Origin of the sequence: Embleya hyalina (assembly GCF_003967355.1) — a bacterium.
Taxonomy (GTDB): domain Bacteria; phylum Actinomycetota; class Actinomycetes; order Streptomycetales; family Streptomycetaceae; genus Embleya; species Embleya hyalina.
The window spans coordinates 38,864-62,883 of the sequence record NZ_BIFH01000021.1 but is presented as its reverse complement, the minus strand read 5'-3'; the positions used below and the strand labels follow the sequence as shown (position 1 = coordinate 62,883).

Genomic DNA, 24,020 nt, shown 5'->3' with positions numbered 1-24,020 from the left:
CTGATCGCCTCTCGACCGCTGGAACACCCCGAGCAACCGGCGGGCTCGACCGGATCGGCCCGCGCGTCGACGTCCCGGCGGTCCGCACCGGGGCTGGAACGACTGTGACCCACACCCGGCGGCATCCCACCGAGGCGCGGCCGATCGACGCGAACTCTCGCCCGGGAGTCATCCGGATGGCCCCACTCGGGCGCCTGCGGGCGGCCGGCACGGGGGCCGGTCGTGCTCGCGGGGGTGTCAGGGGACCTCTCGGAGGGCCAGGAGGAGTTCGCGGGCGGTCAGGGCCGCCTGGAGTTGGAGGGTGACCTCGGGGTCGAGGGGGTTGGCGCCGAGGAGCTCGCGGATCTGGCCGATCCGGTAGCCGACCGAGTTGCGGTGCAGGTGCAGCAGCTCGGCGACCGCGGCGCGGCTGCCGTTGGTGGCCAGCCACGCGCTGAGCGTGGCCACCCATTCCTCGCGTTCCAGGATCGGGCCCAGGTGCTGGTCCACGAACGCCTGGAGCCGGGCCGGCGGCACGCCGAACAGCAGTTGGGCCAGGCCGAGCGAGGAGAACATCAGCTGTACCTCGCCCGGACGGCGGCGCAGCAGGCCGAGCACGGTCTCCGCGTCGTGGAAGGAGCGGGCCGTCCCGCGTGGATCGCTGACCGTGGGGCCGGCCGCGGCCAGTACGGGGACGTCGCCGACCATGCCCTGGAGCCGGATGCGGATCCGGCTGATCTCGCGTTCGACGTTGCCCGAGAGCACCGCGAGGCCCAGTTCGCCCTCCTGGCGCACCGGCATCTCCAGCCAGGACAGCGCGGTGGTCCAGGTGCGCTGGTTGGGTCCGGAGTAGGCGAACACGACGGCGGAGTGCGGGCGGTCGAGGTGCAGGCCGAACCGGGCGGCGGTGCGGGTGACATCGCCAAGGTTGCGCAGCGCGCCGTAGCGCAGTTCGTCGATCAGCCGACCCGCGGTCTCGGCGGTCGCGGTGGCGACCGCGTCCCGCCGGATCGCCTCGATCGCCACCGCCGTCACCGCGGCGCGCAGCAGCGGCTCGTCGTCGGCGGCGCCGTCCGGCTCGCCCAACAGCAGCAGTCCGACCCGGCGTTGGGCCACCCGTACGGGCAACGCCGAGGCCCGCCAGCCCTCGTCGCAGGTGACCTCGACCACGCGGTCCTCGACGAACACGTGGGCCACCGCGACCGGGGTCATCGACTCGGTGCCGTCGTCGGTCGCGGCGAGCACACCACCGTGCACACCCACCAGTCGGGCGGTGCGACCGGTGCGTCGGGCCAGCGCTCGCAGGATCGCGAGCCAGCCGTCGCCGGAGAGGGCGAGGACGTTCAGCTCACGCTCGAACACCTCGGCCCGGTCCGGCACCGGGGTCCGGTCTTCCGTGACTTCTGCCTTGTCGATCATGGATTTCCGCACCTTAGCCGGTCGTTGTTACGCGGAACAGATACTTCGTTCGGTCACTTCCCGTTACGTCCGTCGTGGGGCAGGATGCGCCCATGCGAGCCTTCGACCTCGCGGCACCCGCAAAGGCCGCCGCCCAGGCGGCGGTGGACGCCGCCGCACCAGAGCTGGTTGCACTCAGTCACCGTCTGCACGCCCATCCCGAACTCGGCTTCGTCGAGGAGCGCGCCTGCGGATGGTTGGGCGAGCAGCTGACCGAACACGGCTTCACCGTCACCCCCGGCGTGTGCGAGTTGCCGACCGCCTTCGTCGCCGAGCGCGGCGATGGACCGCTGGTGCTCGGGATCTGCGCGGAGTACGACGCGCTGCCGGGGATCGGGCACGCGTGCGGACACAACGTGATCGCGTCCGCCGCGATCACCGCCGCGCTCGCGCTGGGCGCGGTGGCCGACGACCTGGGCGTGACCGTACGGGTGCTGGGCACTCCCGCCGAGGAGAACGGCGGGGGCAAGGTGCTGATGCTGGAGCGCGGCGCGTTCGCCGGGGTGCACGCGGCGATGATGGTGCACCCCTCGCCCCGGGAGCGGCTCGATCCCACCTGCCTGGCCCGCGCGCAACTGCACGTCGAGTACGACGGCCGCGCCGCGCACGCGTCGGCCTGCCCGGAGGACGGGATCAACGCGGCCGACGCGCTGACCGTCGCGCAGGTGGCGATCGGACTGCTGCGCCAGCACATGACGCCGGATCAGCGGGTGCACGGGATCACCACCACCGGCGGGCAGGTGCCGAACGTGATCCCCGAGCACACCGAGGCCGACTACTACGTACGCGCCGCCACGTTGGCCGGGTTGACCGACCTGGAGGCGCGGGTGCGCGAGTGTTTCCAAGCGGGCGCGGTGGCCACCCGGTCGCGGCTGACGCTGTCCTCGACCTCGCCCGCGTACTCGGAATTCCGGCACGACCCGGGGCTGTTGGCCGCTTATGAGCGCAACGCGCTGGTGGTGGGGCGGGAGTTCCCGCCGGTGACCGCCGAGGACGACCGGCAGGCCGGATCGACCGACATGGCCAACGTGTCGCTGGCGATCCCGTCCATCCAGCCGCTGATCTCCATCGACTCCGGTGATGTGGGGCTGCACCAGGCCGAGTTCGCCGCCTATGCCGCCCGGCCGGCCGCGGATCGGGCGCTGCTGGACGGCGGTCTGGCGATGGCGTGGACGTGCGTGGACGCCGCACTGGACGAGGGCCTGCGCGCGCGGCTGCTCGCGGGGGCGACGGCCGGGGGCTGAGCCGCCGACGGGCTCCGGGGTGGTCACCCCGGAGCCCGTCCGCCGTGTTCGGCCCGGCGGGCACGGTCACGCGTCGGCGACGGTCACCGGCAGTGCCGCGAGGTAGGCCTCCGCGTTGCGCCGGGTCTCGGTCACGCTGTCCCCGCCGAACTTCTCCAGGACCGCGTCCGCCAGGACGAGGGCCACCATCGCCTCGGCGACCACGCCGGTCGCGGGCACCGAACACACGTCGCTGCGCTGGGCGATCGCCTTGGCCGGGTCGCCGGTGCGCACGTCGAAGGTGGCCAGGGCCCGGGACAGGGTGGAGATCGGCTTCATCGCGGCGCGCACGCGGAGCGGTTCGCCGGAGGTCATGCCGCCCTCGATGCCGCCGGCGCGGCCGGTCTCGCGGCGCACCCGGGTGGGGCCGGGGTGTCCCGGGGCGACCGGGGTGATCTCGTCGTGCGCGACCGAGCCGCGGCGGGTCGCGGTGGTGAAGCCGTCGCCGACCTCGACGCCCTTGATCGCCTGGATGCCCATCAGCGCGGCGGCCAGGCGCGCGTCCAGCCGGCGGTCCCAGTGCACGTAGCTGCCCAGACCCGGCGGCAGGCCGTACACCACCACCTCGACCACGCCGCCGAGGGTGTCGGCGTCCTTCTGCGCGGCCTCGATCTCGGCGTTCATCGCGGCGGAGGTCTCCGGGTCGACGCAGCGCACCGGGTCGGCGTCGATCGAATCCAGGCTGCCGCGCTCGGGCACCAGCGCGCCGGGCAGGGCGACCGCGCCGATCCGGACCACGTGGCTGAGGATCTCCACGTCCAGCGTCTTGGCCAGGAACGCGCGGGCGACCTCGCCGAGCGCCACGCGGGCCGCGGTCTCCCGGGCGCTGGCCCGCTCCAGGACCGGGCGGATGTCGTCGAAGCCGTACTTCTGCATCCCGGCCAGGTCGGCGTGTCCGGGGCGGGGGCGGGTCAGCGCCGCGGCCCGGCCCCGATCGGCGAGCCGACCCGGTTCGTCGTAGCGGCGCCCGTCGGCGTCGACCGGATCCGGCGCCATCACCTCGGCCCACTTGGCCCATTCGGTATTGGCCACGCGCAATGCCACGGGCCCGCCGAGGGTGACCCCGTGCCGCACGCCGCCGGTGAACTCCACCTCGTCCCGCTCGAACCGCATCCGGGCCCCGCGGCCGTTCCCCAGCCGCCGCCGGGCCAACGCGTGCGCCAACTCGGCGGAGGACACCTCGACTCCGGCCGGCAGCCCCTCCAGTACGGCGGTGAGCGCGGGACCGTGCGACTCCCCGGCGGTGAGCCAACGCAACATGGGATTCCTTCTTTCACGAGTGCGACGGTCGAACGGGACCGGGCGGGGTCAGGTGACCAGCAGGACGACCCCCACCACCGTGCCGACGACGATGACGAGGGTGCGGAGTATCGGGGCGGGGACCCGACGGCCGACGTGCGCGCCGACCCGGCCGCCCACCACCGAGCCGAGGGCGAGCAACAGGACGGGGAGCCAGGCGACTTCGGCGGTGAGCGCGAACAGCACGGCGGCCACCAGGTTGACCAGCGCCTGGAGGAGGTTCTTCAGGCCGTTGAGCCGGTTCAGGTCCTCGTCCAGCACGATCGCGAGCAGCGCGAGCAGCAACACGCCCTGCGCGGCGCCGAAGTAGCCGCCGTACACGCTCACCGCGAACACCGCGGCCGGCAGCGCCACGCCGACGCCGGCACCGGCCGCGCGGGACGCGGCGGGCGACTCGGCCGAGGATGCCGGCACGACCGCCGGGACCACCGCCCGCGCCGCCTCGCGCGTGGTACGGCGTGCGCGCAGGCGGGCGGACAACCACGGCTGTACGCCCATCAGCGCCGCGGCGAGCAGGACCAGTACGGGCACCACCGCCCGGAACGCGCCCGGTGGCAGGCCGAGCAGGAGCAGGCCGCCGGTCGCCCCGCCGAGCACGGCGGCGGCGGACAGCGGGAGCAACCGGGCCGACTGGGCGGCCAGTTCGCGGCGATAGCCCAGGGTCCCGGCGATCGAGCCCGGGGTGAGGCCGATCGTGTTGGAGACGTTGGCGACCACCGGCGGATGGCCGAGGGCGAGCAGGACCGGGAAGGTGAGCAGCGAGCCGGAGCCGACGACCGTGTTGACCGTGCCCGCGCCGAGGCCCGCCGTCAGCACGAGCAGGGCCTCGGCGGGGGTCATCGGGCGCCGCCGGGGAGCAGGGTGACCTTGCCGAAGGCGGCACCGCTCTCCAGGCGCCGGTGTGCCGCGGCCGCGTCGGCGAGCGGGAACGCGCCGTCCTGTACCGGGGTCAGCTCCCGATCCAGGCAGAACTCGACCATGGCCGCGAAGTCCGCGTCGCCGATCGAGCCCGCGCCGAGCAGGGTCAGTCCGCTGTGGAACGCGTGCGGGAGGTCGAAGCCGGCCTCGGTGCCGGTGGTGTCCCCGCAGAAGACCAGTCGGCCGCGCGGGCGCAGTGCGTGCAGCGACGCCTGGAACAGCGCCGGGCCGACGTGGTCGAGCACCAGGTCGACGCCGGCCCCGCCGGTCGCCGCGCGGGCCCCGGCGACCAGGTCCGAGGCGCGGTGGTCGATCAGCACGTCGGCGCCGAGGTCGGCCATCCGGTCCAGCTTGGCCCGGGAACCGGACGTGACCACGACGCGCGCTCCGAGCGCGCGGGCCAGTTGTACGGCGGCGATGCTCACCCCGCTGCCCGCGCCGTGCACCATCAGCGTCTCCCCCGCGCGCAGGCCGCCGCGTACGACCAGGCCCTGCCAGGCCATCCCGTACGCCGTGGGCAGCCCGGCCGCGGCCACGTGCGGCACGTGTGCCGGGATCGCGTGGGTGCGCCCGGCCGGGACCACGATCGACTCGGCATAGCCGCCGGGCCGGTTCCCGCCGACCACGCGCAGCGCCCCGCACCACGCCTCGTCGCCGCGCCCACAGGCGGCGCAACTCCCGCAGTGCACCGCCGGGTTGACCAGAACCCGGTCGCCGACCCGGCGCTCGCGCACACCGCCGCCGACGGCCAGGACGTCCCCCGCGACGTCCATGCCGGGCACGTGCGGCAGCGTGAAGCCCGGCAGCAGGCCCGGACCGCGCCGTTGCAGCAGGTCGAGGCGATTGACCGCGGCGGCGCGCACCGCGACCAGCACCTCGCCCGGGCCCGGTTCGGGGTCGGGCAGGACCACCTGCTCCAGGATCTCCGGGCCGCCGTGGCCGCGGTGCCGTACCGCCCTCATACGATCCCCCGCACGAACGGCGCGCCCAGCGCGGCCGGTTGGCGATGCGTCTTGGCCAGGAACATCATCGCGAGCAGCGCCAGCAGGTACGGCGCGGCGATCAGCAGTTGCGAGTTGAGGTGTACGCCGAGCGCGGGCAGCGCGAGCCGCATCGCGTCGGCGGCGCCGAAGACCAGGCAGCCGGCCATGGTGCCGCGCAACGTCCAGCCGCCGAAGATCACCGCCGCGATCACCACGAAGCCGCGACCGGCGGTCATGTTCTGGTTGAACGCGCCCACTTCGCCCACCGCGAGGTAGGCACCGCCGAGTCCGGCCAGCACGCCGCACAGCAGCACGCTCTGCCGGCGCCGGCGGCGCACGTCGATCCCGGTGACGTCGGCCGACTGGGGATTCTCCCCGGCGGCGCGCAACTCCAGGCCGAAGCGGCTGCGTTGCACCAGCCACCACACCAGCGGGATCAGTGCGACCAGCAGATAGGCGGGCCATCGGTGGGCGAACAACACCGGTCCGAGGAGTGGCAGATCGGACAGGACCGGGATGTTCAGCGCGTCCACCTGGTGCCCGGTCAGGTCGATCGAGTCGAGCAGGAAGCTGGTCAGGCCGAGCACGAGCGCGTTCAGGGCGAGCCCGACCACGTAGGTGTTGACCGACAGGCGGTGGCTGAACTCGGCGTGCACGAAGCCGATGACCAGGCCGGCCAGCATGCCGAAGAGCAGGCCGAAGGACGCGGATCCGGTCATCGAGGCGCCCCACACGGCGTTGAACGCGCCGCCGAGCATCATCGCCTCGACCGAGATGTTGATGGTGCCGGCGCGCTCCGCGATGTATTCGCCGCAGGCGGCGAACGCCAGCGGCACGGTGAGCCGGACCGAACTGCCCAGGACCATGGCGAGGTCGTCGATCATGGCATCCTCCCGGTCTCAGGCCGCACCGGCGGTACGACGGCGTCGTACCTCGGCGTAGGCGGCGGGGAACACCGTGGCCAGCACCATCAGCGCGGTGACCACGGCGACGATGTAGCGCGGAACCCCGGTGGCGGACAGGAATCCGCCGCCCGCGCGCAGCGCGCCGAAGAACAGCGCGACGGGCACGGCGAGCATCGGCTTGTCCCGGGCGACGAGCGCGACGAGCAGTCCGTCGAAGCCCACGTTGTCCGCGAAGCCGTCCTGCATGCGATGGCCGTTGCCGGTGAGCATCACGCCGCCGGCCAGCCCGGCGAACGCGCCGGAGGCGAGCAGCGCACCGCCGCCGACCAGCACCGCGCCCACACCCGCCCGGTGCGCGGCCTTGGGGTTGAGCCCGAGCATGCGCAGCCGGAAGCCGAGGCGGGTCCGAACCAGGACCAGGGAGGTGCCGACGGCCAGCACCAGCGCGACGAAGATGCCCGCGCCGATGTTGAAGTCGGGGTATTCGCCGATCCGGGGCAGCCAGACCGACTCGGCCAACATGTCGGTCTGCGACGTGGTGACCTGGCCGGCCACCGCCTTCTCGCGCAGCAGCGACGGGGAGTTGACCGCGTACGAGACGGCCTGGTTCGCGACGAAGATCAGCAGCAGCGTGCTGATCACCACCGCGACGCCGCGCCAGTAGAACAGGAGCGCGGCGATGCCGGCCCACAACGCGCCCCCGACGGCCGCGCCGAGCAGGGCCAGGATCAGCACCAGCGGTCCCGGGCCCGGGGTGAACAGCGCGATCGCCGCGCCGACCGCGGCGCCGACCAGGAGTTGGCCCTCCTGGCCGATGTTGAAGATGCCCGCGCGGGCGGCGATCACCGAGCCGACGGCGACCAGGAGCAGCGGCGCGGCCTGGTCGATGCTCTGCCCGATGGCCGCGCCGTCGGCCAGGCTCCCGTCGTACATCGCGTTCGCCGCGTCCCACGGGGACTGGCCGACCAGCGCGATCAGCAGGCCGGCCAGGGCCAGCGCGGTGGACAGCGAGAGCAGGTAGAGCAGCGGGGTGCCCAGGTCGGCGAGTCGGGGTCGGCGGCGCTCGACGGGCTCGGGCGCCGCGACCGCGGGCGGGGGTTCGGAGATCAGGGTCCCGGAGGTCGAAGTCATGCCGCCTGGCCTCCCATCATCAGGCCCAGTCGCTCGGTGTCGACGTCGGCGCGGTCCATCTCGCCGACGACGGCGCCGCGATGGATCACCGCGACGCGGTGCGAGAGGGTCAGGATCTCGCCCAGTTCGGTGGACAGCAGCAGGACCGCGATGCCCTCCCGGGCCGCGGCGTGCAGCCGCTCGGTCATGTACTCGATGGCACCGATGTCCAGGCCCCGGGTGGGCTGTGCGGCCACCAACACCTGCGGTCTGCCCGCGAGTTCGCGGGCGAGTACCACCTTTTGCTGGTTGCCGCCGGAGAGTTGCCGCATCGGGGTGTCCGGCGAGGGGGTGGCGATCTCGAACTCCTCGATCAACCGCCGGGCCCGCTCGGCCATCCGGCGCCGACTGAGCAGTCCCCGACTGGTCACCGAGGACAGGTCGGCCATCATCAGGTTCTCCGCGACCGACATGTCCAGCACACAGCCCGACACGTGTCGGTCCTCGGGCACCACGCCGACCCCGGCGGCGTGCATCGCGCCGGGCCGGCCGGCGGCGACGGCGCCGCCGCACACCTCCACCCGGCCGGCGTCCAGCGGCAGCAGGCTGGAGAGCAGATCACCCAGCGCCGCCTGGCCGTTGCCCTCGACGCCCGCGATGCCCAGGATCTCCCCGGCGCGCACCTCCAGGCTCAGCCCGCGCAGGAGCGGGCGCCGGTCGGCGGCCCGGGCGTGCGCGTCGGTGATCCGCAGCCGGACCTCGCCGGCCGCCGGCCGCGGTTTCGGGGCGGGGGCCGCCTCGGGTTCCCGCACGTCCAACACGGCGGTGCCACCGGTCGGTTCGCCGGTGCCGGGCTCGATCAGCGCGTCGAGCGCGCCGACCGCGGACGCGGCGGTCCACTTGGACAGTTCGCGCCCGACCATCTCCCGGGCCAGCGCCCGTACATCGGTGTCGGCGGTGGCCCGCCTGGCCACCACACGCCCCTGGCGCATGATGGTGACCCGGTCGGTGGCGTGCACGATCTCGTCCAGCTTGTGGCTGATCAGGATCACCGCCTTACCCTCGTCGGCGACCACCCGGCGCAGCACGGTGAACAGTTCGCGCGATTCCTCCAGGGTGAGTACCGAGGTCGGCTCGTCCAGGATCAGCACCCCGGGGTCGCGGCGCAGACACTTGACGATCTCGACCCGCTGGCGCTCGCCGGTGGACAGGTCCTCGACGCACGCGTCGGGGTCCACCCGCAGGCCGTAGCGGTCGCCGACCTCGCGCACCGACTTGCGCGCCCGGTCCCGGTCGACCCGGCCGCGGTCGCCGAGCACCACGTTCTCCCACACGCTGAGCCGGTCCACCAGGCTGAAGTGCTGGTGCACCATCGAGATGCCGTGCGCCGCCGCGGCCGAGGGGTCGGCGATGGTCGTCTCGCTGCCGCGCAGCACGATCCGTCCGGTGTCCGGGACGACCAGGCCGAGCAGGATCTTCATCAACGTGCTCTTGCCCGCGCCGTTCTCGCCGAGCAGGCCGTGGATCTCTCCGGCCCGAACCCGCAGCGAGACGTCGTCGCAGGCGCGTACCGCGCCGAACCGCTTGCCGATGCCGAGCAGTTGCACCACGGGGACGGTGAGAACGGAGGCGGCGCCGGTGTGTTCGGCGGGCCCGTCGAGGGGGGCGCCGGCGGGCTCGCCGACGGTGTCGGGTGCCGGTCGGGAGGCGGTCACGGCGGTGTCACTTGCCTGCGGCGACGGCCTCATCGACCTTCACCTTCCCGCTGCCGATGTCCTGGATCAGCGTCTGGAGTTGTTGCGCCTGGTCGCCGGTGGGCTTGCAGAGCTTGACGGTGGGCACCGGGTCCTTGCCCAGGTGCCACTCGCGGGCCACACCCATCCGCAGCGTGCCCTTCTTGAAGTCCTCCAGCGCGCCGGCGAAGTAGGCGCCGGGGCTGAAGATCACCGAGATCGCGTATTGCGCGCCGGGCGTGCCGCAGCGGTCGGTACCGGGGGTCAGCGCCGGCACGCCCTTCTCGTTGGCGAGTTGGGTGACCACGTCGGTGGCGCCGCCGAGGTAGGGGTAGATCACCTTGACGCCCTGGCTGATCTGCGCCTGGGCGGCCTCCTTGGCCTTGCCGGAGTCGTTGAAGTCGCCGGTGTAGGTCTGCACCATCTCGGCGTCGGGCACGACCTTCCTGATGCCGGCCTCGAACGCCTTCGCCACGTCGCGGGCGAACTGGAGGTCGGGGCCGGTGATGTAGCCGGCCTTCTTGCCGCCGTTCTCCTTGAGGATCAGTCCGGCGGCGTAACCGGCCACGTACAGCGACTCGTTGATGTAGTCGAGCGACTGGGTGAACTCGGCGGTCTGGGTGACGCCCTGCCCGCCGCTGATGTACCAGGTGGTGCCCTTGCACTGGGGTTCCTTGGCCGCGCTGAGCGCGTCCTTGAGCTCGCTGGCGCCGATGGCGATCATGTCGACCTTCTGCCGACACAGGTTGCGCGCCTGCTGCACGGCGTTGGCCGGGTTGATCTTGTCGACCACCACCAGCTTCCAACCATTGGCCGTGGCATAGGTGTTCGCCTCGTCGACGAAGCTCTGGTAGTAGCCCTTGTCCTTGGTGTCGCCGGGGCTCATCACCCCGATGACGACCTTCTTGTCCTTGTTGACGTCGGGTTCGTTGGCGGGGAGGGTGCCGGCGCCGGGGGCGCCGGCCGAGGCGGGCGCCCCGGCCTCGGTGGTGGAGGACGAGGAGGAACCGCCGCCACAGGCGGTGAGGAGCAGTCCCGGTATGATGACCGAGGCCGCGATGACTCGAACCATGTTCTTCATCGGAAGGTCTCCAGACGAATCAGGGCGCGTTGGTTCGACACGGACCGACGGGTACGCGGCGATCCGGGCGGGCACGGTGGGCGTGCCGTTGCCGGGTGTACGGCCGCGGGCCGGGGTGGGATGTCGGTCCGGCGGAGGAGCCCGTTCCGGTTGCGCGGGGGAATCCGGCCCGGAAGCGGGTGGGGGTCGGTGCGCGGTGCCTGCGGCGAGCGCAACCGTCCGACAGTCGTGGGGTGTCGCGGTGGTGCGGGGACGTCGTGCGGGTGGGTCGGTGCGGGTCGGCCGTCAGCGGTATTCGTCGCGCGGCGGGGTGAAGATGTCCAGGATCCAGGTCTCGCCGTGCTCGGGGTCGCCGATGAACAGGCTGTCCCCGTGGTCGCAACCCTTGGGTGCCCAGTAGACGTCGCCGGGCCCGAGCACCCGCCGCTCGTCCGAGTCGATCCGGAAGTCGAGCCTGCCCTTGAGCACCATGCCGTACTGCTCGTGGTCGGGATGGTCGTCGTAGGGGGTGGGGCCGCATCCCTCGCGGATCCGCCACAGGGTCAGCATCAACTCGTCGCCGGTGTAGACCCGGCGCCGGAATCCCGGCTTGACCTCGACGAACTCGCTGTCGTCGAAGGCCCAGACGCGTTGCGTGTCGCTCATCTCGATGCGGTCCTCTCCGAGAGGTGCGTACGGTCGTTGGGGGTTGGCGGGTGGACGGGCCGACCCGCACGGGTCCGGGCCGCGGCCGGCCGGGCACGCCCCGGCCGGTACCGGGGACGGCGGGCCCGGAGGGTGTACCGGATCGCCGGCCGCCGAGCGGCGGGCCCGATCCGCCGGACCCGGAACGGCGGACCTAGAACATCCGCGCGGTCATCTGCCGTTCCACTTCGCCGAGGTGTTCGGCGGCGGCGTGGGCGGCGGCGTCGGGGGCGCCGGCGGCGACCGCCTCGGCGATGCCGCGGTGCGAGCGGCAGGACTCGGCGATCACCTGACGGACCGCCTCGGCGTTGCCCTCGGCGGCCAGGAGCGAGGCGAAGTCGCCGGACGCGAATACCGCGTCGAGCACCTTCGCGTACAACTCGCGCAGCGTGGTGTTGCCACACGCGCGGGCCAGTGCCGCGTGGAAGCGGCGGTCCTGGCGGCGGAACGCCTCCAGGCTCATCGACGGGTCGAATCCGGCCGCCAGTTCGCCGATCTCGGCCCGCTGGTCGGGCTCGGCGCGCAGCGCGGCCAGTCGGGCGATGGCGACCTCGGTCACCTGGCGTACCTCGAACAACTCGGACACGCGCAGCTTGCGGCCGTCGGCCGCGTCGAAGGACACCCCGGGCAGCCGCTCGGCGACGTAGAACCGGTTGCCCCGCTTGACCAGGCAGCCCAGCGAGACCAGGCCCTGGATCGCCTCGCGCACCGAGGTGCGGGCCACCCCGAACTGCTCGCACAGCGTGCGTTCCGGGGGCAGTTGGGCGCCCGGTCGCAGGTCGCCCTCGCGCACGCTCGCCAGGAGCGCGTCGCGGACCTCCTCGGAGATCGTGCGGCGCGCGACCTTGGCGAACGGGATCCGCTCCCCCGGTGCCCGCAAGGGCACTACGCGCCCGCCAGATGCGCGAACCGCTCGCGTTCGGCGTCCAGGTCGAGCGGGCGGATGATCGCCTCGTGCTCCTCGTCGCCCCAGTACTCGGGCGGGACCAGCCACATGACCTCGAATTCGAGACCGTCGGGGTCCTTGGCGTACAGGCTCTTGTTGGCGCCGTGGTCGCTCGCGCCGATCAACGCGCCTGCGGTGGCCAGGCGTTGCCGGGCCTCGTCCAGGTCGTCGAGGGTGGGGACCTCCCACGCGATGTGGTACATCCCCACGGTGCGCCGACCGGCCTGGGACTCGCCCGCCTCCGCGCCGACGGTGAAGAACGCGATGTCGTGGTGGTTCTTCGACGCGGGGGCCCGCATGAAGACGTAGCTCCCGGGCGGGCCGTCGATGACGGTGACGAAATCCAGCACCTCGTTGTAGAACCGGGCGGTCTTGTGCGCGTCGCGCACGTACAGCACCGCGTGGTTCATCCCGGTAACGGCCACGATCGGGCCTCCTCAGGGTGTGGGTCAGGCTGTTGGTCTGACAATCAGAAGGTATGAAGCTCGGTCAGGTGCGGTCATTGGTCCCCGAGCACAACCCGGCGCTTCACCCGCTGTGCACCTGGACGTTCACCGCCTTGGTGCGGGTGTAGGCGTCCACCCCGGTCCTGGCGAAGCCGCTGGCCCGGCGCGGCTCGCCGCGTCCGCCGTTCATGTCCGGCGCGAAGTGACAGTTCACGTTGACCTCACCGCAGTCCAGCGCGTCCGCGAATCGGAACGCGCGTTCGATGTCCCGGGTGAACACGGTGCCGTTGAGGCCGTACCGCGTCCCATTGGCCAGCGCCACCGCCTCCGCCTCGTCGGCGAACGGCATCGCGGCGAGCACCGGCCCGAACACCTCTTCCTGTTCCACCTCGCACCCGCGTCGAACCCGGCCGAGCACGGTCGGCGCGACATAGGTGTCCGGCAGGCCGTCGGGCAGCACCGGCTTGCCGACCGCGGAGGCGTCCCCCGCGGCCAGGGCCCGGTCCACGAAGCCGCGGACCCGGTCGGCGTGGCGCGGGTTGATCAGGGGCCCGATGAAGGTGTCCGGATGCAGCGCGTCGCCCACCGGCAGCGACGCCGCGGCCGCCGCCACCGCCTCCACCACCCGCTCGTACACCGACTCCTGGACGAGCAGCCGACTGCCCGCGACGCACACCTCGCCCATGTTCACGAACGCGGCCATCATCGCCCAGCCCACCGCCTGGTCCAGGTCGGCGTCGTCGAACACGACCACCGGCGACTTGCCGCCCAGCTCCAGATGGACCGGGGTCAGGTTGCGCGCGGCGGCAGCCAGTACGTGCCGGCCGGTGTCCGTGCCGCCGGTCAGGCTGATCAGGTCGATCCTGGGGTCGGTGATCAGCCGCTCGCCGACCGTGGCGCCGGGGCCGAGCACGATGTTCAACACCCCGGCCGGCAGTCCCGCCGCAGTCAGCGTCCGGCCCAGCTCGACCAGCGTCACCACCGCGTCGACCGGCGGTTTGGCCACGATCGAGCAGCCGGCCGCCAGCGCCGAGGCGATCCGCTGACTGCCCGTCATCAACGGGCCGTTCCACGGCAACAACTCGACCACCACGCCGGCCGGCTCGCCGAGGCGCAGGGTCAGCAGGTCCGGGCCGCCGCCGGGCAACAACTCGGGCGGGAAGGACGAGCGCCGCACGTCGCCGTGCGCGGTGCGACAGATCGCCGCGGCGTACGAGAACGCGTTCGCCGCCTCGTAGACGTCGTTCGTCAGCGCCCCGGAGACCGCCTTGCCGGTGTCCATCGCCTCCAGGGCCGCCAGTCGGGGCGCGTCCGCGCGGATCGCCGCGGCCACCGCCTCCAACACCTCCGCCTTGCGCGGTCCCGGCATGCGCCGCCACACTCCGGCGTCGAAACTGCTCCGCGCCGCGACGATCGCCGCCTCGACCTCGGCGTCGGTCGCCGCCAGCCAGGATGCCGGTCGGCCGCCCGTGGAGGGGTCGATCACCGGCCGCGCCTCCCCGTCGAAGGACTCCCGGCCGCCGATCAACTGCGGGTACGGATCCGAGCGCAGCCAGTCCGCACGTATCCGCGGCCCGCTGGTGCTGGTGTCGGTCATGTGGGCAACTCCCTCGACGCGGTGGACGGGCCCGGCCGGTCCGGCGGATCCCGGTGGGTCCGCCGGACCGGCCCGAACCGTGTCGGGCGCCGCAACCTGGAAGCTCGCCCGACACGGCACCGGGCCAGGTTTTCCCCCGTCGGCCTGTGCTCGCATTGTGTTCCCGGCATGGACTGGGCGCACTTGATTGTGCTCCGGGCCACGATGCCGGCGGCCGGCGCCGGGCCTAGTGTCCCCGGACATGGCGACTGCGCAGGTGAGACCAACGTGAACGGCCCCGGGCCGACCCGGCCGGAGCTGCTGGTCGCGGGCGGTGACGTGGTCACCATGAACCCGCGCCGCGAGGTGCTGCTCGGCGGCGCCGTCGCCGTCGCCGGAGAGCGCGTCCTGGCCGTCGGCGCCACGTCCGAGCTGCGCGCCCGCTGGCCGGGCACCCCGGAACTGGACGCGAGCGACTGTGTCGTCACCCCCGGCCTGGTCAACGCCCACCTGCACCAGACCGGCGACCCGCTGGCCCGCGCGCGCATCCCCGACGACCTGCCGCCGGGCGCCTCCGTCGACACCTGGGCGGTGCCGCTGCACGCGGCGCACCTGCCCGCCGACGACGAACTGTCCGCACTGCTGGCCGGCGTGGAGAGCCTGCGCAACGGGGTGACCACCGTGATCGAGGCGGGCACCGTGGCGCACCCGGAGCGGGTGGCCGCCGCGATGCACGAGGTCGGCATCCGGGGCGGGATCGGCGCCTGGGGGTGGGACGTGCCCGGCGCGCCGTTCGCCGGGCCCGCCGGCGAGGTGCTGGACCGGCTCGCCGCGCTGGTCACGGCCCATCCGCCCGGCAGCCGGGTCGAGGGCTGGGTCACCCTGGTCGGGCACGGTCTGGCCTCCGACGAACTGCTCGCCGGCGCGGCCGAGTTGGCCCGTGACCGCGGCGCCCGGATGACGATGCACCTGTCCCCCTCCGGCGCCGACCCCGAGGACTACCTGCGCCGCACCGGCCGCCGGCCCGCACTGCACCTGGCCTCGCTCGACGTGCTCGGCCCGCACCTGCTGCTCGCACACGCCGTGTGGCTGGACGACGCCGAGGTCGAGGCGCTGCTCGCCACCCGCACGGCGGTCGCCTACTGCCCGTGGGCGTATCTGCGCCTGGGTCAGGGCGTCACCCGCGCCGGCCGGCACGCCGAGCTGCTGCGCCGCGGCGGGCGGATCGCGCTCGGCACGGACGCGGCCAACGCCGCCGACTCGGCCGACCTGCTGCGTACCGCCGCGCTCGCGGTCGGGCTGGCCAAGGACATGGCGCTCGACCCCACCGGCCCGGGCGCCGCCGAGGCGCTGGAGTTGGCCACCATCGGCGGGGCCGAGGCGATCGGCATGGCCGACCGGATCGGCTCGCTGGAGCCCGGCAAGTACGCCGACCTGGTGGTGCACGACGCCACCGGCCCGCAGTGGACCCCGCGCGGCGATGTCGCGCAGCAGTTGGTGTGGTCCGCCGACGGGCGTTCGGTGCGCGACGTCCTGGTCGGCGGCCGGATCGTGGTGCGCGACCACGCGTGCGTCGAGGTGGACGAGCCTGCGCTGCGTACCGCCGCCGCCCGCGCCGCCGAGGCGCTGCTCGCCCGGGCGGGCGTACCGCTGCGTTCGCGCTGGCCGACCCTGCGGGCGTACTGAACACCCCGTCCTTCCGTTTTTCCGCCGCAGTCTTGCCGCGAAGTCGAGGAGCCCCCATGCGAGTTGCCGTTGTCACCGCGCCCGAGCAGGTCGACCTGCGCGAGGAACCGGTCCCCGAGGTCGGCCCGGACGACGTGCTGGTGCGCGTCGGCCGCACCGGCATGTGCACCATGGAGCGCCGGCTCTACCTGGGCACCAAGCCGATCTACCCGGTCGCCCCCGGCCACGAGGTGGCGGGCGAGGTGGTCGCCGTGGGACGTGCCGTGGCCGGGCTGCCCGGGGTCGCGGCCGTCGGCGACACGGTCACCGTCGACCTGCTCACCCGCTGCGGCACCTGTACCTCGTGCCGGCGCGGGCGCAGCGCGCTGTGCAAGCAGCCACAGGGCGGCGCGCTCGCCGACGGGACCATCTCGATGGGCGCCGGCTTCGCCGAGTTCGTCAAGGTCAAGGCGCTCCAGGCGTTCCGCACCGGCTCGGCGCCGATCGCGCACGCCGCGATGGGCGAACCGCTGGCCTGTGTGGCGCACTCGGCCCGGCTCGGCGGACTGCGCGCGGGCGATCGGGTCGCGGTGATCGGAGCCGGGTTCATGGGCCGCCTGCACCTGGCCCTGGCCCGGTTCAAGGGCGCCGCCTCGGTCGGCCTGATCGACATCAGCGAGGAACGCCTGGCCGAGGCCCGCGCGGCGGGCGCGGACTGGACGAGCACCCCGGAGCAGGCCGCCGAGACCGGCGGCCGGCAGGACGTCGTGTTCGTCACCGCCGGCGCCCCGGGCGCCCTGGAGAGCGCGCTGTCCCTGTGCGACGACGGCGGCACGGTGGTGCTGTTCGGCGCCTTCCCCAAGGAGGTGCTCGCCGAGGTCGGTCCGGACCTGATCCACCATCACGAACTGAGCGTCGTCGGCGTCTACAGCCAGGAACCGCGGGACTGGACCGAGGCCGCCGCGATCATCGGCTCCGGCCGACTGGCGGCCGACCTGGACGCGCTGGTCACCGCCACCTATCCGCTCGCCGACGTGGACGCGGCCTTCCGGCTGGCCGCGAAGTCGCCCGTCTACCGTGTCCTCGTGGGCGGCTGAGCATGCCCGGCACCTCCTCCGTCGTGGTCGGCGTCGACGTCGGCAGCAACTCGGTCCGCGCACTGGCCCTGGATCCCGACGGCACGGTCCTGGGCGGTACCACCGCCGGCTACCCCGGGGCGGCGAACTGGGCCCCCGGGCAGGCCGATCCGTACGCCTGGCTGGCCGCCACCACGCAGGCGCTCGCCGAACTGCGCGCGCTGGTGCCCGGTGCGGCCCGTCCCGCCGCGCTGTGCCTGGGCGGGCAGAGCCCGACGACCGTGGTCGGCGGGATCGGGGCGTCGGGAGCCGGCTCGCAGGTCGGCGCGGAGGTCCGCTCCGGGGTCGCCGCGCTGACCTGTCGGCATCCGGCGGGGGCGACCGGCTCGCCCGTGGAGCAGCACCACGCCCAGCACGCGGCGTTGCGCGCCGAGCACGGGCCCGACGTGCGGGCCTGGCAGCTGTACGACTGGCTGGCCGCCCGGTTCGGCGCGGATCGGGCGCAGGCGCGGTGGCCGGGTGATCCGGCGCTGACCGGATACGGGCCGGTGGTCGCCACCGGGTCCGTGGTCGGCGCGTTGGGCGTGGGGCACGATCTGGCGGCGGGCACCCCGCTGGTGGCCGGTGCGCAGGATGCCTATCTGGCCTTCTGGGCGGGCGGGTTGGATCGTCCCGGGCGGGCCCTGGACCCCGGTGGGCGCACCGGCGGGCTGGCCGTGGCGGTGGCCGCCGGATCGCCCGCCGCCGACGCGTACGCGCTGCCGGCGGCGGTGCCCGGGGTCGAGATCGTCGGCGGCCCGGTCGCCGCGCACGGGCTGATCCTGGAATGGCTGCGCGACCTCACCGGGCGGGAGGTCCGCGACCTGTTGGCCCTGGCCGCGGAGGTACCGCCGGGCGCGCGGGGCGTGTTGGTCCTGCCCTACCTCGAGGGCGAGCGCGCGCCGCGCTGGAACCGCGAGTTGCGCGGCGAGGTCTTCGGCCTGACCTCGGGCAGCGGTCCGGGCGAACTCGCCCGTGCCGTCCTGGAGGGCACCGCGTACGGCCTCGCGCACATCGCGACCGGCCTGGCCGCGCGAGGAGTTCGCCTGGACACCCTGGTGTGCGCCGGGTCGCCCGCGCGCAGCCCGCTGTGGTGCTCGATCAAGGCCTCGGTACTGGGCGTTCCGGTCGAGGTGCCCGCCGAGACGGACCTGGCCGCGTACGGCGCGGCCCTGGCCGCCGGTGCCGGCGCCCGCTGGTGGCCCGCGCCCGGGGCCGGTCGGGCGGGCGACTGGCCGCGCCCGACGATGACCGTGCTCGATCCCGAACCCCACCCCGAGTACGCGGCCGGACTGCGCCGCTTCCTCGACCTCGGCGACGCCGCCCAGCGGCGCGCGTCCGCCGCCGCCGTCAATACCCCCACCCGCTCCGAGGAGTCGACGTGCCCAATCCGGTGATCTTCATGGACCTGCCCTCCCCCGACGTGGAGGCCACATCCGCCTTCTACGCGGCGTTGTTCGGCTGGGAGTTCAAGCGGCGCCCGGCCGACGAGTTCAGCGAGGTGCTGCCCGGGGTGAAGCCCAACCTGGGCATCCGCCGCGAGGCCCGCCCCGCGGTCGGCCCGGTGCCGCGCATCTACGTGATGGTCGACGAGCCGCCCGCCTACCTCGACAAGGCCGTCGCGGCCGGGGCGAGCGTGTTGTGGGAGGAGAAGCCGTGGGCCGAATTCGAGGCCCGTTACGCCGCGTTCCGCGACCCGTGGGGCAACGAGGTCGTGCTCTGGCGCGACAAGGGCACCTACTTCACGCATGGTCACGCCCACCAGGTCTGATCCTTCGTCATCCCACCCGCGGTTCACCCCGTTCCGCTCCGCTCACCGTCCTTGGACACAGCCCGGCCCCGGAAAGGATCCACCCGTGACCAATACCCTGGTCTTCGTCGACATGCCCACGCCCGACGTGCAGGCGACCACCGAGTTCTACCGCGAGTTGTTCGGCTGGACGATCAACCCGCGCCCGCAGGGCGTCTTCCACCAGATCGTGCCCGGCGAGGGGCTGCACCTGGGCCTGTTCGACGAGGCCGCCCAGGTGCCGGACCCGGCGCCGCTGCCCCAACAGCCGCGCGCCGGACTGCACTCGCGGGTGTACATCCTGGTCGACGCGGCTCCGAGCGAGTATCTGAACAAGGCGGTACTGCTCGGCGCGACCGCGCTGTGGGAGCAGTGCTATTGGGAGGAATTCGGGGGTCACCACGCCTCGTTCCTGGACCCGTGGGGGAACCAGATCGTGATGTGGGAGAAGTGAGGTAGCCCCGACGGGTCGCCTCGCCGCACCACCGCACCACCGAAACACCGACCGCCCGTGCGCACGATCCCGGATGGGGATCGTGCGCACGGGCGGTCGTCGGTGACGACGGCGTGAGCGGATGCGCTCAGGCGCGGGGGGCCGGGCGGGGATAGGGGCAGTCCGCCGGGTTGACGTCCGTGCCGGGGGCGACCAGGGCGTCCAGTCGGGCCAGCGTCTCGCGGCTCAACTGGACCTCGCAGGCTCCGAGTTGGGATTCGAGTTGTTCGGGGGTGCGCGGGCCGAGGATGGCGGCGGTCACCTGCGGGTGGGCCAGGACGAAGGCGAGGGCCAACTCGGGCAGGCTGCACCCGGCTTCGTCGGCGATCGTGGCGAACTCCTCGACCAGGGCCGTCTTCGCCGCCCGGATCGTGGCGTCCGCGTGGTCGAAGTGCTCGGCGTTGCGAACCGCGCGCGAATCGGGCGAAACGGCCGCCCCGGTCCGGTACTTGCCGGTCAGCCAGCCGCCGTTGAGCGGGCTGAACACCAGCACGCCCAGACCGTATCGACCGCACGTGGGCAACGCGGCGCGCTCCGCGTGCCGGGCGAGGGCCGAGTAGGCCAGTTGTTCCGCCGCGAACGGCTGGTGCCCGTGTCGCTCGGCGGTCCAGCGCGCCTCCACGATGCCCTCCGCGGGCAGGGCGGAGGAGCCGATCGCGCGTACCTTGCCCTGGCGGACCAGGTCGGTCAGCGCACCCAGCGTCTCGTCCATGTCGGTGTCGGGGTCGGGGCGGTGCAGTTGGTACAGGTCCAGGTGGTCGGTCTCCAGGCGGCGCAGGCTGTCCTCCACGGCGCGCACGATCCACCGCCGCGACGCCCCGCGGCGCAGCGGCGCGTCCGGGTCCATCGCCTCGCCGAACTTGGTGGCGAGGACCACGTCGTCGCGGCGGCCCTTGAGCGCCTTAGCCAGGATCCGTTCGCTCTCCCCGAACGCGTACACGTCGGCGGTGTCCACGAAGTTGATCCCGGCGTCGAGCGCGCGGCGCACCATGCGTACGCACGCGTCCTGGTCGGTGTTGCCCCACGCGCCGAACATCATCGTGCCGAGGCACAGCCTGCTGACTCGGATGCCGGTGCGACCGAGCGGGGTGTACTCCACGGGTTTCCTCCCAGGGTGCCGTGCTTCGGACGTGCTCCCCCGAGGCTGGCACGCCGGTACGTGTGCACCGATGTGGTCCGGGCGCAGCGCGAGGGCCGTTTGTTCGTGCCTGAAGCACATATCGGGGCCGATTCCCGCCGCCTACCTTCGGCTGTATCGCAAACATCCCAGGTGACGGGGAGGACGTTGTGCTGACGGACCGGATCGGGGCCGCGGAACATGCCCTGGACGAGCGGGTGGCGGAACAACGCCGTACCGCGACCGCTCGCGAGGGCGACGGTTTGGTGGACGCCCCCCTGCCGAGCGAGATGTTGCAGCCTTGGGAGGTCTGGGATCGGGATCTGTTCGATCTGGAGATGATCCGGGTGTTCGCCCGCTCGTGGATCTGGCTGGGCGACACCGAGGATCTGCGCCGGCCCGGCGACTTCATCACCGGGCGGATCGGCGGCCAGTCGGTGCTGGTGGTCAAGCAGCGCGACGGCTCGGTCAAGGGTTTCCTGAACAACTGCCGGCACCGGGCCTCCGGCGTCGCGTTCGACGCCGCGGGAAACTGCGGCAAGGCGTTCGCCTGCCCCTACCACGCGTGGACCTACGGGCTCGACGGCACGCTGTTGTCGATCCCGGACATGAACCGGATGTACGGTCCGGACTTCCCGATGCACCGGTACGGCCTAGTCCCCATCCGGGTGCACGTGGCCTTCGACAAGCTCGTCTTCGCGTGCCTGTCGCACAAGGCGCCGTCGTTCGAGGAGTGGATCGCGCCGCTGCTGCCGCGTTACACCGCGTATCGGATCGGTGACTACCACCGCTACCACCGCGAGCTGGACGAGGAGTATCCGTTCAACTGGAAGGCCTTCGTCGAGAACTCCAACGACGACTACCACGTGCGTTTCGTGCACCGCCGGTTGAACAAGGTGCGCAAGCAGATGGACACCGTGGTGCGCTTCGAGGGGCGTACCACCAGCGGCTACAAGCCGCACAGCGACGCGTACGACATGTCGCTGGGTCGGACCGACCTGGGTGAGGAGGATCTGCGGGGCAGCTACGCGGAGTTCGTCTATCCGAACCTGACGCCGCTGCCCTACGCCTCCCAGCTGATCATGGTGCGGGCGGATCCCATCGCGCCCGATCGCACCCGGCTGTTCTCCCGGATCTACGGGCTGACCGACGATCTCGACCTGCAGGAGCGGGAGTTGGTCAACCTCGAGCTGACCAACAAGGAGGACACCGACATGGTGACCGTGCTGATGGAGAACCTGCGGTCGCCGTTCTACCGGGTGGGCCCGCCCAGCGCGTGGGAGGGCCGTGCCCAACACATGATGCGGCAGATCCGCCTGGACGTGGCGACGCCGCTGGCGGCCGACGAGTTCGACGGGCCGATCGACTGAGTGCCGTCGAGCGGCGCGAGCACACGCAGCACACCGGACCGAGAGGAGCCACCGCGATGGAACCGACGTTGACCGAGGCCCGCTGGACCCATATCGCGCTGCCGTCGTCCGACCTGGAGGCGGCGATCGACTTCTACACCTCGTTCACCCCGCTGGTGGTGGTGTCGCGGCACAGCGACGACGCCGGCTCCAACGCGTGGTTGTCCAACCCCAACCAGGTACAGACTCCGTTCGTGCTGGTCCTGGTCGCCTTCGACAAGGATCGGGGCAATCCGCAACCGCAGCTGACGCCATTCGCGCATCTGGGCATGGAGGTGCCGTCGCGGAACGACGTGGACACGATCGCCGACCGGGCGCGTGCGGCCGGATGCCTGCACTGGGAGCCGATGGATGTGCCGCCGCCGGTGGGCTACATCTGCGCGCTGAAGGACCCGGACGGCAATGTCGTGGAGATCTCGCACAACCAGCAGGTGTTCGCGGAGGTTCGTGAGCTGTGGGGTGAGCGGGAGGGCGGGGACGTCCGAGGCGGCCGGGACGTGCGGGCCGACGCGTGAGTGAGGCGGCGGCGAACCGGGCGGCGACGCGGGCGGCGGTCGAGGCCTATCTCGCGGCGCTCAACGGGGGTGATCCGGACACGATCGCGGACCTGGTGAGTGTCGACTTCCACAACGAGCACACCTCCGCGCTGGGGCGCGGTCTGCGTGGGCGGGCCGCCTATCGCGAGCGGTTGCCGCACTTCCTGGCCGAGTTCGAGGAGTTGCGCTATGTCGTGGAGGACCTGCTGGTGGACGGCGATCGGGCCGCGCTCGCCTACACGATGACGTGTCGGCCGCGTGGCTCGCGGGTCGCCGAACCGGTGCGGATCCGGGGGGTGTTCCGGTTCCGGGTGGTGGGCGGGTTGATCGCGCATCGCGTGGACTACTGGGACGGGAGCGAGTTCGAGCGGCAGGTCGGGGGCGTCGACGCGGCTCGTCCGGGGTCGTCCGTCGAGCTGGACTGAACGTGCTGGCAGCTCCGCCGATTCGGGTGGAGAACGATCGAAGGGAACGACTGTGCAGACCTATTCCGCTACCGGGGCGGGCAAGCTGCGGCGGATGCGTCGGATGTTCGGCGCGGACGGCCGGGCCGTGTTCGTCGCCATCGACCACGCCGCCTACATGGGCGAGGGGCCGCCGCTGGGTGAGCCGATGGCGCAGATCGCCGCGGGCGGTCCGGACGCGGTGCTCGCCACGTGGCATCTGGCCCGGGCCTATGCCGACACCTTCGCCGATGCGGGTCTGGTGTTGCGGATCGACGGTGGCGCCTCGGAGTTGGGCGACTTCGCGCCGGGTGACGTCAACGACATCATGCATCTGCCGGAGCAGGCGCTGAAGTTGGGCGCGGACTGCGTGGTGGTGCTGGCCTTCCCCGGTGCGCCGGACGAGCATCTGTCGCTGCGGCGGCTGGCCCGGCTGACCTCGGAGTGTGAACAGCTCGGCCTGCCGGTGATGGCGGAGATGATCCCGGGGGGTTGGGGCAAGGCGGTGCCGTGGACCACGGAGAACGTGGCTCGCGCGGCGCGGATCGGCGCGGAACTGGGGGCGGACATCGTCAAGACCGTCTGCCCCGGGCGGCCCGAGGAGTTCGCCGCCGTGGTCGAGGCGTGTCCGGTTCCGGTGGTGGCGCTCGGTGGGCCCAAGTCGGACAGTGAGGACGACGTCGTCGCGTTGGCGGGCGGCGTGGTCGCGGCCGGCGGGGCCGGGGTCGCCTTCGGTCGGAACGTCTGGGGGTCGGCCAAGCCGCAGTTGCTCGTGGAGCGGCTTCGGGAGGCGGTCCACGGGGGTGGCGGGGCCGGCTAGCGGGTCCTCAAACGCCGGACGGGCTGGATTTGGCCTCGGCTGCGTCGAGGACCGGGCTCGGGCCGGATGCCACCGGGCCGGCCTGCGGCCCTTGTCCTCAAACGCCGGACGGGCTGAGTTTGGCCTCGGCCCCGCCGAAGGGCGGGCTCGGGCCGGATGCCACCGGGCCAGCCGGCGGCCCTTGTCCTCAAACGCCGGACGGGCTGAGTTTGGTCTCGGCCTCGCCGAAGGG

Annotated in this window: 23 protein-coding genes; 10 read left to right on the top strand and 13 right to left on the bottom strand. The window is 72.9% G+C overall.

The window, feature by feature from the left end; all coding sequences use genetic code 11:
- Positions 1-237: 237 nt before the first annotated feature.
- Positions 238-1,398, bottom strand: a complete 1,161-nt coding sequence (locus tag EMA17_RS20930; protein ID WP_126638614.1) for a PucR family transcriptional regulator — start codon at positions 1,396-1,398, stop codon at positions 238-240.
- A gap of 92 nt (positions 1,399-1,490) precedes the next feature.
- Here EMA17_RS20930 and EMA17_RS20925 point away from each other — a divergent pair, with 92 nt between their 5' ends.
- On the top strand, positions 1,491-2,681 hold the full coding sequence (locus EMA17_RS20925; protein ID WP_126638613.1) for an amidohydrolase: 1,191 nt from the start codon (positions 1,491-1,493) through the stop codon (positions 2,679-2,681).
- 66 nt (positions 2,682-2,747) lie between these two features.
- On the opposite strand, the gene aroC is transcribed toward EMA17_RS20925, so the two are convergent.
- From aroC to EMA17_RS20870, 11 genes are all read right to left on the bottom strand, one after another.
- Complete coding sequence (aroC, locus tag EMA17_RS20920; RefSeq protein WP_126638612.1) at positions 2,748-3,980, bottom strand: chorismate synthase; 1,233 nt, start codon at positions 3,978-3,980, stop codon at positions 2,748-2,750.
- Positions 3,981-4,028: 48 nt separating this feature from the next.
- A complete protein-coding gene (locus EMA17_RS20915; protein WP_126638611.1) occupies positions 4,029-4,859 on the bottom strand; it encodes a sulfite exporter TauE/SafE family protein in 831 nt (276 codons plus the stop codon).
- Positions 4,856-5,899 (bottom strand): zinc-binding dehydrogenase, encoded by a 1,044-nt coding sequence (locus tag EMA17_RS20910; protein ID WP_126638610.1) that lies wholly within the window; start codon positions 5,897-5,899, stop codon positions 4,856-4,858. Before EMA17_RS20910 ends, EMA17_RS20915 begins: the two co-directional genes overlap by 4 nt.
- Entirely contained in the window at positions 5,896-6,804 is a 909-nt protein-coding gene (locus EMA17_RS20905) for an ABC transporter permease (RefSeq protein ID WP_126638609.1), read from the bottom strand. Before EMA17_RS20905 ends, EMA17_RS20910 begins: the two co-directional genes overlap by 4 nt.
- Before the next feature lie 15 nt (positions 6,805-6,819).
- Positions 6,820-7,956, bottom strand: a complete 1,137-nt coding sequence (locus tag EMA17_RS20900; RefSeq protein WP_126638608.1) for an ABC transporter permease — start codon at positions 7,954-7,956, stop codon at positions 6,820-6,822.
- Complete coding sequence (locus EMA17_RS20895) at positions 7,953-9,683, bottom strand: ABC transporter ATP-binding protein (RefSeq protein WP_246126794.1); 1,731 nt, start codon at positions 9,681-9,683, stop codon at positions 7,953-7,955. Before EMA17_RS20895 ends, EMA17_RS20900 begins: the two co-directional genes overlap by 4 nt.
- Positions 9,658-10,740, bottom strand: a complete 1,083-nt coding sequence (locus EMA17_RS20890) for a BMP family ABC transporter substrate-binding protein (protein WP_246126793.1) — start codon at positions 10,738-10,740, stop codon at positions 9,658-9,660. Before EMA17_RS20890 ends, EMA17_RS20895 begins: the two co-directional genes overlap by 26 nt.
- 294 nt (positions 10,741-11,034) lie before the next feature.
- On the bottom strand, positions 11,035-11,394 hold the full coding sequence (locus EMA17_RS20885) for a cupin domain-containing protein (protein WP_126638606.1): 360 nt from the start codon (positions 11,392-11,394) through the stop codon (positions 11,035-11,037).
- A gap of 193 nt (positions 11,395-11,587) precedes the next feature.
- Entirely contained in the window at positions 11,588-12,313 is a 726-nt protein-coding gene (locus tag EMA17_RS20880) for a FadR/GntR family transcriptional regulator (protein WP_160161488.1), read from the bottom strand.
- Between the two features lie 5 nt (positions 12,314-12,318).
- A complete protein-coding gene (locus tag EMA17_RS20875) occupies positions 12,319-12,804 on the bottom strand; it encodes a VOC family protein (protein ID WP_246126792.1) in 486 nt (161 codons plus the stop codon).
- Positions 12,805-12,907: 103 nt separating this feature from the next.
- Positions 12,908-14,422 carry an aldehyde dehydrogenase family protein gene (locus tag EMA17_RS20870; RefSeq protein WP_160161487.1) on the bottom strand — a complete coding sequence of 505 codons (1,515 nt, stop codon included), beginning with the start codon at positions 14,420-14,422 and terminating at the stop codon, positions 12,908-12,910.
- 267 nt (positions 14,423-14,689) lie between these two features.
- On the opposite strand from EMA17_RS20870, the gene EMA17_RS20865 reads away from it, so the two are divergent.
- The 5 genes from EMA17_RS20865 (at position 14,690) to EMA17_RS20845 (ending at position 19,424) form a co-directional block, all read left to right on the top strand.
- Positions 14,690-16,087, top strand: coding sequence for an amidohydrolase family protein (locus EMA17_RS20865; protein WP_126638603.1), 1,398 nt, complete (start codon positions 14,690-14,692; stop codon positions 16,085-16,087).
- Positions 16,088-16,143: 56 nt separating this feature from the next.
- A complete protein-coding gene (locus EMA17_RS20860; RefSeq protein WP_126638602.1) occupies positions 16,144-17,163 on the top strand; it encodes a zinc-dependent alcohol dehydrogenase in 1,020 nt (339 codons plus the stop codon).
- A 2-nt stretch (positions 17,164-17,165) separates the two neighbouring features.
- Positions 17,166-18,578, top strand: a complete 1,413-nt coding sequence (locus EMA17_RS20855; RefSeq protein ID WP_126638601.1) for an FGGY-family carbohydrate kinase — start codon at positions 17,166-17,168, stop codon at positions 18,576-18,578.
- Entirely contained in the window at positions 18,563-18,952 is a 390-nt protein-coding gene (locus EMA17_RS20850) for a VOC family protein (RefSeq protein WP_126638600.1), read from the top strand. The genes EMA17_RS20855 and EMA17_RS20850 overlap by 16 nt, the downstream gene beginning before the upstream one ends.
- Positions 18,953-19,037: 85 nt before the next feature.
- The gene (locus EMA17_RS20845; protein WP_126638599.1) at positions 19,038-19,424 is read left to right on the top strand and encodes a VOC family protein; all 387 of its coding nucleotides are present in this window, start codon (positions 19,038-19,040) and stop codon (positions 19,422-19,424) included.
- Positions 19,425-19,551: 127 nt separating this feature from the next.
- Here EMA17_RS20845 and EMA17_RS20840 read toward each other — a convergent pair whose 3' ends face one another.
- On the bottom strand, positions 19,552-20,562 hold the full coding sequence (locus EMA17_RS20840) for an aldo/keto reductase (RefSeq protein WP_126638598.1): 1,011 nt from the start codon (positions 20,560-20,562) through the stop codon (positions 19,552-19,554).
- Between the two features lie 188 nt (positions 20,563-20,750).
- Between EMA17_RS20840 and EMA17_RS20835 the strand changes: the two genes are divergently transcribed.
- From EMA17_RS20835 to EMA17_RS20820, 4 genes are read left to right on the top strand one after another with little or no spacing between them, the layout of a single operon-like run.
- Positions 20,751-21,950, top strand: coding sequence for an aromatic ring-hydroxylating oxygenase subunit alpha (locus EMA17_RS20835; RefSeq protein WP_126638597.1), 1,200 nt, complete (start codon positions 20,751-20,753; stop codon positions 21,948-21,950).
- Positions 21,951-22,006: 56 nt separating this feature from the next.
- On the top strand, positions 22,007-22,504 hold the full coding sequence (locus EMA17_RS20830) for a VOC family protein (RefSeq protein ID WP_126638596.1): 498 nt from the start codon (positions 22,007-22,009) through the stop codon (positions 22,502-22,504).
- Entirely contained in the window at positions 22,501-22,950 is a 450-nt protein-coding gene (locus EMA17_RS20825) for a nuclear transport factor 2 family protein (protein ID WP_126638595.1), read from the top strand. The genes EMA17_RS20830 and EMA17_RS20825 overlap by 4 nt, the downstream gene beginning before the upstream one ends.
- Before the next feature lie 52 nt (positions 22,951-23,002).
- Positions 23,003-23,788 carry a class I fructose-bisphosphate aldolase gene (locus tag EMA17_RS20820; protein WP_126638594.1) on the top strand — a complete coding sequence of 262 codons (786 nt, stop codon included), beginning with the start codon at positions 23,003-23,005 and terminating at the stop codon, positions 23,786-23,788.
- Positions 23,789-24,020 lie beyond the last annotated feature (232 nt).